This window comes from Pseudoalteromonas sp. SG41-5, assembly GCF_014164495.1.
Classification (GTDB): domain Bacteria; phylum Pseudomonadota; class Gammaproteobacteria; order Enterobacterales; family Alteromonadaceae; genus Pseudoalteromonas; species Pseudoalteromonas rhizosphaerae.
On the sequence record NZ_JACJFH010000026.1, the window covers coordinates 44889 to 54322 of the forward strand.

Consider the following 9434-nt stretch of genomic DNA (forward strand, 5'->3'; position numbering starts at 1 on the left):
AAGCTACGCATCTCTTGGTAAGCCCTTTTCTACGATACGTATCAAACGGGCGGTTTTTCTTAGCAACTTATCTTGTTTTGAGTGTTGTTGCTTAAGCGCCCACTCTATATGTTCTTTTACCAACTCGGTTGATTGATCATAGCTGGCACTGAGTGCGTCAACGATCGATTGGCTAAATTGCGCATTACCTAAACCTACAGCAATATTTCGTAGCCAGCGCTGATGACCAATTCGACGGATCGGACTGCCTTCGGTATTTTTTAAAAAGGTGGCTTCATCCCAACTAAATAAATCAAGTAAATCTTTATCTTTTAGTTGTGTTCGTGGGTGAAAGTCGGCTTCATCGGTAATTTGCCCGTAGCGGTTCCATGGGCAAACTAATTGGCAATCATCACAGCCGTAAACGCGATTACCTAATAGTGAGCGATATTGCTCAGGGATTGGTCCTTGCAGCTCAATAGTAAGATAAGAAATACACTTGCGTGCATCCACCACGTAAGGCTCTACAATTGCGCCGGTAGGGCATAAAGTAATGCAGGCAACGCACTTTCCACATCCCTCAAACTCATTGGGCTTATCAATTGGTAAAGGGATATCAACAAATAACTCACCCAAAAAGAACCAAGAACCGGCTTCTTTATTGATTAGCAAGCTGTGTTTTCCACGCCAGCCTAAACCTGCTTTTTCAGCAAGTTGACGTTCTAATACTGGTGCTGAATCAACAAATGGCCGATAACCTAATTGAGCGATTTGCAGCTCAATTTTTTGACCTAATTTTTTTAATCGATTACGCATCAGTTTATGATAATCACGCCCTAACGCATAACGACTAATATACGCTTTATCGGTATTTTTGAGGGTTTTAGCAAAGCTTGCATCAGGGGGCAGGTAATTCATTTTTACAGATATAACCCGCACAGTACCTGGGACTAGCTCCGCAGGGCGAGCGCGTTTCATACCATGAGCGGCCATATATTCCATATCGCCGTGATAGCCTAAATCAAGCCAGCGCTGTAATTGTGCTTCGTGTTTACTTAAATCAATGTCAGTGATGCCAACTTCAGCAAAGCCAAGTTCTTTACCCCACTGTTTTATATCAAGGGCTAACTGCGTGTGATCGGATATTGAGCTACTCACATGGGTACATCATTAAGAAAAAATAACGACGCAATTTAACATATTTACAGCACAGTTAAAACGCTTGCGCTTAGACAAAACGCTTTAACTGCTGCAGAGTTTGCTCACTTAGTTGTTGTGATAATTGACAATCACCTAGCGCTACATCAATTTGTGCTTTTGCTTGGCTGCCTAACGCAACGATTTGTTCAACTGATTGATGAGTTTGATTTTGTGTCTGTTCGAGTAAGTGCACAGCGCTTACAATTTGCTGTAATTGTTGTTGATTGTGTTCAAATTCAACAAGCCGATCGGTAAATCCATGGGATGTATTACTAATGGTTGTTTCTGCATTATGTGAATAACTGACAAGTTGCTCAGATTCTTTATTTGTTTGATTTACTAAAGAATCCATTTGGTTGATGAAATCGCTGATCTGGCGAGTTGCATCACTTACTTTAACCGATAAAGTTCTTACTTCATCTGCTACAACCGCAAAACCACGACCTGCTTCACCCGCACGAGCGGCTTCTATTGCAGCATTGAGCGCCAACAAATTAGTTTGATCTGAAAACTCTTCAACCATTTTCAGGATGCTACGAATATTCTCGCTGTTTTGTTTTAAGCCAGAAATCGTTTCTGAAAAACTGCTCAATACATGACTAATCGATTTAACTTGAGTGACTAGTTTTGTGAGTTCTTGTGCAGAGTGTGTAACAAAGTTTAAATGCTCTGCGTTTACTTGATGAACATCATCGGTATTGGTAACGATACTTTGCAGACTATCAGTTATTTGATTACTGGCTGCGGTTATTGTTTGGCTAAAATCAATTTGTTGTTCGCTTAGCTGCGCCGTATGTTGCATTGACTCAGTCACTTGATTATTACTTTGTGCGCTGGCCTGCGAACTTTGGTAAGTGGTAGCGAGCAATTGGCTTAGATGATCAGTAAAGGTATTGTACTGTTGGCTGATCTCACGAAATTCATCATAGGTAAAGTGGGGGAGTTTAGCTGCTAAGTTTGCATCTTGGCGGTTAATTTTTATTAATGTATCGCGCATTGCCGTAACTGGGCGCACGATCAGAAAGCGCATGTAAAAGAGTGTAAAGGCAAAGCCGGCAATAATAATCACCGTGAGTAACCAAAATAGGCTAGTGTCTGCGTCTTGCGTAGTTAGACTTTTATATAACCAAATCAAAGTAATAGCTTGGAAAATAAATACAAAGCTAAGGTTGCCAACAATCTTTCGGGTTAAAGTAAAAAAGAAGCTTTGTTCTATAAAATTATAAATACGCATATACCCACTCATCAATTGCCCGCTCGGCTGTTGTATTGTTTTACTCAGTATCGTTCAAATTCACTTTAATTCAAGAATATAGGATGAACGGCAGCTATTTTTGATAACTACAGTGAGTTTAAAATCATTTTCGTGTTGCATGGATAATTAGTAAAAATTCCGTCGACACCAAAACTCAGCATTAACTCAATATCTTCTTGTTTATCAACCGTGTACGCATAAACTTGTAAGCCGCGTTGTTTGGCATCCGCGACAAACTCATGGTTAATAAAGTTTTTATCAACATGAATACTAAACGCCTGTAAGCGCTGGGCAAATTCGGCATAGTTGATAGGAATGGAGCCCGTTAACGCGCCAATTTTTAGCCAAGGTAGTTTCTGTTTAAGCCACATTAATTGATGATGATCAAATGAAGAGACTAACAGCATATCCTGAGATAGTTTGTTATTAACGATATTTAACTCAATCAGCTCAACAAATTTATCCAACGAGAAAGTGTGTTTTAACTCAAGGTTTAAGAGCACTTTATTGGCTGTCCAATCAATAGTTTGCTGTAGGGTTGGGACAAATTCGCCATTGCCGGCATCAAAACATTGAATTTGCTCTCGGGTAAGTTTATTTATTTTGCCGCGGCCGCTGGTGGTGCGATCTAGCCAAGTATCATGGATGATCATGTAATCATCCAAACAGCTTTGTACATCGACTTCAATACCATCGACTTCAATTTCGACTGCTGCGGTTATCGCACTCTGGGTATTTTCTGGATAAGTGCCACTGGCGCCCCGATGAGCAAAAACTTTTATCATAATGTGTGTTTCCGAGTAACTGACCATGTTTCGTAAAATGCTGCACTAATCACTAAAGCACCGCCAAGCAGGGTCTGTAGTGAAGGTTGTTCATGCAACAGCAAAAAAGCTAAAAATGTGCCATATAAAGGCTGTAAACAAGAAATAAGTCCCGCTGTTGATGCTGATAAATACTGTAAACTTGCCGCAAATAAAGAGTGCGGAGTTGCAGTAAAAATTACGCCAGCGACGAGCAATAACCCTAGATCTTGGTTCGATATATTAATCACTGGTACTTCAATAAAAGCACATAATAACAAGCTAGCCACTAATGTTTGATAAAACATAGTTTGTGGCCCACCGTAGTGGCTAAAGTATCGCTTATGAACAATATTTCTAAACGCGAAAAAAAATGCTGAAATAACACCGGTTACCACGCCTAAGGTGACATCATTACCCATATCTGCATTTGGTGTCAGTAAATAGATCCCTGTTATTACTACACTTGCGCTGAGCAAATCGTTTACTTTGGGCTTACTACCATTAAAGAATGGTTCAATAAATACGGTGATCACAGGGTAAGTAAAAAATGCAATCATGCCAACCGCAATCCCAGCCATTTGCATACCAGCAAAGTAGGTGACCCAATGTATACCTACAGCAGCCCCTAACAACAAAGCAATTAAGTAATCTTTAGCACCGCTGAGTTTAATTGCTTTTTTTTGCCATAACAGCAATATCATAATAGCCAGACCCGCGATGGCTGCGCGGTACACTGTGATATCTAATGCGTTGAGATTTATTAATTTGGCAAATAGTGCTGTGCCACCAAAAAGTAATACCGCAATATGTAAATAAATTAAACTTTGTTGTTGGGGTTGCATGTAAATTCGCTCTGCTATTTTTTACTATCTTATCACTGCTCATAATAAGGTGAAATTTTTAAAACATGACAAATGTCAGCAAAGTTGATGACATTTTACACTCTTATTTTTTTTAGCGGCTGGCATAGTTATCACATTCAACTGGAGGTAATTATGAATGCTTTAATTTTAATCAGTTTATATATCAGCGATTTTTTTGAAATATATAGTTTTAGTATTACTTACGCCGGTTACTTTATGCTGTTATGTGTTTTTGTGTTATTTAGTAAAAACATAATTATAAATAAAACGATACACTTGGGGTATTAGTATGAGTTCACTTGACACGGTTGCTGAGCAAATCGATAAAGGGTTTTGGAAGTATGGACATTTAATTTTTACTGGCTTTTATTTGTTGCCAATTATGATTAACTTTGCAAATTTAACCGCAAACAACATTTTTATGTCCTTAGCTTTATATATTGCTTTTATTATGCTCTATGTAAAAGCAATAAATTGCCAAGATACCGATACTACTAAGTTAGTTATTGCTATGTTGTTAGTTTGTTTTAGTGCTACTTTTTATACCTCAGGCACACCGACATTATTTGGTTTCGTTGCCTATATTGTCGGTTATGCATATAGTAAACTGCAACGAATTTTTTCAGCGTTAGTGGTCATTTTAACTGTTCTATTAAGTGCATATATTGGCGATATTGCAAAAGTAGAATACTTTCTCGCTATATCTTTAATTTTATGTGCGGCCTTATTTAGCTACGGTATAGCTGCAAAAAGAGAGCAGCAATATAAAATCCGCGAGCAAGAAAACGCCACGCAATTAGAGCAATTAGCAGCAATTGCTGAACGCGAGCGTATTGCTCGCGATTTACATGATATTTTAGGTCATTCTCTTTCATCAATTGCTTTAAAAGCAGAGCTTGCTAATAAATTAAATCAAGGTGAGCGTTACACACAAGCAAATACTGAAATTGCCCAAGTTGCAGAGCTTGCAAGGCAGCTATTGAGTGATGTGAGAAGTGCTGTCAGTGATTTAAAACAGCTCAATCTTGCGAGTCAAATTTCCCAATTGAAACAAAGGCTAACCGAACAAGGTTTTGAGGCGGATTTTAACGTCAAGTTAAATGTGTTACCTGCAAAAGTAGAAGGTATCGCAAGTCTTATTATTAAGGAAGCTGTTACTAACTTACTACGCCATAGCAGCACCAAGAAATGCATCGTTAGCATAACGCAAAATCAGCAGCAGTTAATAATCAATGTGATTGATCATGCACCATGTAGCTCAATAAAACCTGGAAATGGCTTAAATGGCATTAAAGAACGAGCAGAGCAGCTAGATGGTAAGGCTACATTTACCTGTGAGGATAACTTTAGTTTAAATGTAATGCTGCCTTTAACAGCGAAGGGGTTCTAATGATCAAGGTGTATTTAGTAGAAGATCAGGGGCTTGTGCGCGACGCAATCGCAGCATTATTAAGTCTAGATTTTAATATTGAGGTAATTGGTCAAGCAAGTAATGGGCAAGATGCATTAACAGCCATAAACATGCTAGACAGTAACTCTCTTCCTGATATTATTTTAACCGATATCGAAATGCCTAGCATGAACGGCATCGAACTCAGTGAGCAAATTGCATCAAAATACCCTGCTATAAAAATAGTTATTATGACCACCTTTTCGCGAGCGGGTTATATTAGGCGTTCTTTAAGTGCTGGCGTTAAGGGCTTTATTTTAAAAGAAGCCCCGAGCGATGAATTAATTAGCGCGCTTAAAAAAGTAATGCACGGGCAAAAGGTTATTGATCCTGAGCTTGCTATTAACGCATTAGATGATACTGATCCGCTGACAGATAAAGAACGAAAAGCATTACAACTCGCAAGTGAAGGGTTGAAAACAGCCGATATTGCCGCAAGGTTATACTTAAGCGAGGGCACGGTACGTAATTACTTATCAGACGCTATTGCTAAATTAAATGCCATAAACCGAGTAGATGCAGCGCGTATAGCCAAACAAAAAGGTTGGTTATAACGCCATAATAAGCTGTTTAAAGCAAGTAAAAGCGCTTTCTTAAAAGTTTCATAGCTTTTGCCTGTCTCATTGATCGGTTATGGGTTAAAATAACATCATAACCAATTAACAAGATAGTGAATGTCAAACCAAGATCCTAATCTCAGTCGAGAACAAGAAAAGTACGAAAACCCTGTCCCAAGTCGTGAGTTTATACTTACTCATATAAAAGACCGTGCCAAGCCTGCTAATTTTCATCAATTATGTGAGGAGTTAGCGGTAAACGATGATGAGCGTCAAATTGCTTTTAAGCGTCGTTTACGTGCCATGGAGCGTGATGGTCAACTGTTCTTTAATAAATTTAAATGCTACGCCTTAATTGATGAAGCTGGGCTTGTTAAAGGCAAAGTAATCGGTCACCGTGACGGGTTTGGCTTTTTAGAAGTCGAAGGCGAAAGTAAAGACTGGTTTATTGCCAAGCATCAAATGAGTTCGGTGCTGCATGGCGACATAGTACTGGCTAAAGGCACCAAACGAGGCTCCGGCGGCAAGTGCGATGCGCGTATTATTAAAGTGCTGACTGGCGAGCGAGCACCAATTGTAGGTCGCTATTTTGTTGAGCACGGCATAGCAGTGGTGGTGGCGGAAGATCCACGTATCACCCAAGATATTATTATTTTGCCGGGCAGTGAAAACGGCGCACGTCACAACCAAATGGTACAAGTGCAAATTACCCAAAACCCTAATCGTAATATGAATGCGGTAGGGAAAATCATTGATGTACTGGGTGAGCATTTAGCCCCTGGTATGGAAATTGAAGTGGCACTGCGTAATCACGATATCCCGCATGTATGGCCAGAAGCGGTTGAAAAGCAGGTTGAACACTTAGGTGAGTTTGTCGAAGAAGGTGACAAGCAAAATCGAGTCGATTTACGTGATTTACCATTGGTTACGATTGATGGTGAAGATGCTCGCGATTTTGATGATGCGGTGTATTGTGAGCCTGTTGAATCGGGTGGTTGGCGGTTATGGGTAGCGATTGCTGATGTATCCCATTATGTCGCAATGAATACCCCACTTAATGCCGAGGCAATCGAACGTGGTAACTCAGTGTATTTCCCTGAACAAGTTATTCCTATGCTGCCAAAAGTATTGTCCAATGGCTTGTGTTCATTAAATCCAAAAGTTGACCGTTTATGTATGGTCGCAGAAATGCTGGTATCGGCTGAAGGTAAATTATCAGGCTATCGCTTTTACGAAGCGGTGATGAATTCGCATGCGCGCTTAACCTACACCAAAGTAAACGCTATCTTACAAGGTGATGAGAAGTTACGTACTGAATACGCACCGGTCGTGCCACATTTAACTGATTTACAGCAAATGTATATGGCATTAAAAGCCGCCCGCCAAGAGCGCGGAGCGATTGAGTTTGAAACCCTTGAAACACGCTTTGTATTTAACGCTCAGCGTAAGATTGAATCAATAGTGCCGGTGCTGCGTAATGACGCCCACAAGCTGATTGAAGAATGTATGATTTTAGCCAATGTGTCTGCGGCTAAAATGCTTGAAAAACACGAAGCCAGCGCGCTTTATCGTGTTCATGCTGAACCAGATGGAGAAAAACTGGCTAACTTTAGACAGTTTTTATCAGAGTTGGGTATTGAATCAACACTCAGTGATGAGCCAACACCAAAAGAAATTACCCATGTGTTAGCCAAGCTTGGCGACCGCCCTGATGCTGAACTTATCCAAACTATGCTACTGCGTTCGATGAAGCAGGCAGTATATCAAGCTGAAAACATCGGTCACTTTGGTTTGTCATTAGGTGAATATGCACATTTCACCTCGCCAATTCGTCGTTACCCAGATTTAGTCGTACATCGTGCGATTAAAGGCATTTTGAAAGCCCAAGGTATGGTTACGTCGGGTGCGTATGTTTATAGTGACGAAGAAGTCGCGCAATTGGGCGAGCAGTGTTCGAATACGGAGCGTCGTGCAGATGATGCAACCCGTGAAGTAGCTGATTGGCTGAAATGTGAATACATGCAAGATCATGTGGGCGACGAATTTGAAGGAGTGATCTCATCGGTTACTAACTTTGGTTTGTTTATTCGCTTAGCTGATTTACAAATTGATGGCCTTATCCATGTCACTAATTTAGGCGATGAGTATTTTCAATATGATGGCGCTAAACATTGCTTGATTGGTGAGCATTCTCGTAAAGTTCATCGTTTAGGCGATAAAGTCACGGTTCAGGTTGCATCGGTAAGCTTAGATGAGCGTCGCATCAATTTAACGCTCAGTGGCGATGTTGCACAAGATAGATACGCCCGTCGTCGTGCTGATGCAAAAGGGCATCAGCCGGCAAGTGTTCGTTCGCAGCTAAAACGTGGCAAAATACCAGGTAAAAAAGCTGACGCGAAAGAGTCAGGTGAACTTAGCGGTCGTTCTGATCAGGGAAAACCAAAGCCAAAAAAAAACAGTGCCAGTAGAGGCAAAAAGAAGCCTGCAGGAAAATCAGCGGATGCTGGCACTACAACTACTGCAAAAAAACCAAAGAGAAAGGCCGTGAAAAAGCCGAAAAGACCCGGCAAAAATGCCCGTAAAAGTAAGAGTTCAGGAGCAAGTGATACGTGAGTAATGAATTAATTTTTGGCTTTCACTCTGTTGAAGCAATTTTCGCAAGTGAGCCTGAGCGTTTTATTGAAATTTATGCCCTAAAAGGACGTGATGATAAACGCTTATCTCCAATTATTGAAGAAGCGCGTAAATTTGGTATATCAGTGCAGTTTATGCAGCGCAAAGCCCTTGATAACAAATCAAAGGGTGAGCAGCATCAAGGTATTATTGCAAACGTTATAGCGGCGCCGACTTTCAATGAAAAAGATTTGGATGCAATCATTGCGCGTGAAGAAACGCCATTTTTACTGGTTCTCGATGGCATAACAGATCCGCATAATTTAGGTGCTTGCTTACGTAGTGCTGACGCTGCCGGTGTTCACGCCATTATTGTGCCAAAAGATAAATCAGCAAAACTAAATGGCACAGCACGTAAAGTTGCCTGTGGTGCAGCTGAGACAGTACCGCTGATCCAAGTCACCAATCTTGCCCGTACTTTACGTGAAATTAAAGATGCCGGTGTTTGGGTTGTTGGTACTGCTGGCGAAACCGATGTTCATGTATTTGATGCCAATCTGACCGGGCCTATGGCGATTGTTATGGGCGCTGAAGGCGAAGGTATGCGCCGCTTAACGCGCGAACATTGTGATGTGTTAGTTAAAATCCCAATGGCAGGTACTGTATCAAGTTTAAATGTATCGGTTGCCACAGGTATTTGTTTGTTTGAAG

At 40.7% G+C, this 9434-nt stretch carries 8 protein-coding genes; 4 read left to right on the forward strand and 4 right to left on the reverse strand.

Translation table 11 applies throughout. From position 1 onward, the window contains the following. Positions 1-3: 3 nt before the first annotated feature. The 4 genes from queG to H5232_RS09145 all read right to left on the reverse strand — a co-directional run bounded on the left by queG (position 4) and on the right by H5232_RS09145 (position 4082). A complete protein-coding gene (gene queG, locus H5232_RS09130; protein WP_182718059.1) occupies positions 4-1137 on the reverse strand; it encodes a tRNA epoxyqueuosine(34) reductase QueG in 1134 nt (377 codons plus the stop codon). A 70-nt stretch (positions 1138-1207) separates the two neighbouring features. Beyond that, complete coding sequence (locus H5232_RS09135) at positions 1208-2425, reverse strand: methyl-accepting chemotaxis protein (RefSeq protein ID WP_149980629.1); 1218 nt, start codon at positions 2423-2425, stop codon at positions 1208-1210. Between the two features lie 95 nt (positions 2426-2520). Then, positions 2521-3219 carry a glycerophosphodiester phosphodiesterase family protein gene (locus H5232_RS09140; protein ID WP_145236954.1) on the reverse strand — a complete coding sequence of 233 codons (699 nt, stop codon included), beginning with the start codon at positions 3217-3219 and terminating at the stop codon, positions 2521-2523. Further along, entirely contained in the window at positions 3216-4082 is an 867-nt protein-coding gene (locus H5232_RS09145) for a DMT family transporter (RefSeq protein WP_149980630.1), read from the reverse strand. The genes H5232_RS09140 and H5232_RS09145 overlap by 4 nt, the downstream gene beginning before the upstream one ends. 310 nt (positions 4083-4392) lie before the next feature. Between H5232_RS09145 and H5232_RS09150 the strand changes: the two genes are divergently transcribed. The 4 genes from H5232_RS09150 to rlmB all read left to right on the forward strand — a co-directional run. Beyond that, positions 4393-5493: a sensor histidine kinase gene (locus tag H5232_RS09150; protein WP_182794614.1), complete on the forward strand. Its 1101-nt coding sequence runs from the start codon at positions 4393-4395 to the stop codon at positions 5491-5493. Continuing rightward, entirely contained in the window at positions 5493-6107 is a 615-nt protein-coding gene (locus H5232_RS09155) for a DNA-binding response regulator (protein ID WP_182718062.1), read from the forward strand. The genes H5232_RS09150 and H5232_RS09155 overlap by 1 nt, the downstream gene beginning before the upstream one ends. Before the next feature lie 120 nt (positions 6108-6227). Further along, on the forward strand, positions 6228-8723 hold the full coding sequence (gene rnr / locus H5232_RS09160) for a ribonuclease R (protein WP_182718063.1): 2496 nt from the start codon (positions 6228-6230) through the stop codon (positions 8721-8723). Beyond that, on the forward strand, positions 8720-9434 hold a 715-nt coding region (gene rlmB / locus H5232_RS09165; protein WP_182830804.1), incomplete at its 3' end, for a 23S rRNA (guanosine(2251)-2'-O)-methyltransferase RlmB. The genes rnr and rlmB, both read left to right, overlap by 4 nt.

Coding starts and splice junctions, on each gene's coding strand:
- H5232_RS09150 (WP_182794614.1), top strand. CDS start 4,393: ATGAGTTCACTTGACACGGTTGCTGAGCAAATCGATAAAGGGTTTTGG.
- H5232_RS09140 (WP_145236954.1), bottom strand. CDS start 3,219: ATGATAAAAGTTTTTGCTCATCGGGGCGCCAGTGGCACTTATCCAGAA.
- rnr (WP_182718063.1), top strand. CDS start 6,228: ATGTCAAACCAAGATCCTAATCTCAGTCGAGAACAAGAAAAGTACGAA.
- H5232_RS09145 (WP_149980630.1), bottom strand. CDS start 4,082: ATGCAACCCCAACAACAAAGTTTAATTTATTTACATATTGCGGTATTA.
- H5232_RS09155 (WP_182718062.1), top strand. CDS start 5,493: ATGATCAAGGTGTATTTAGTAGAAGATCAGGGGCTTGTGCGCGACGCA.
- H5232_RS09135 (WP_149980629.1), bottom strand. CDS start 2,425: ATGAGTGGGTATATGCGTATTTATAATTTTATAGAACAAAGCTTCTTT.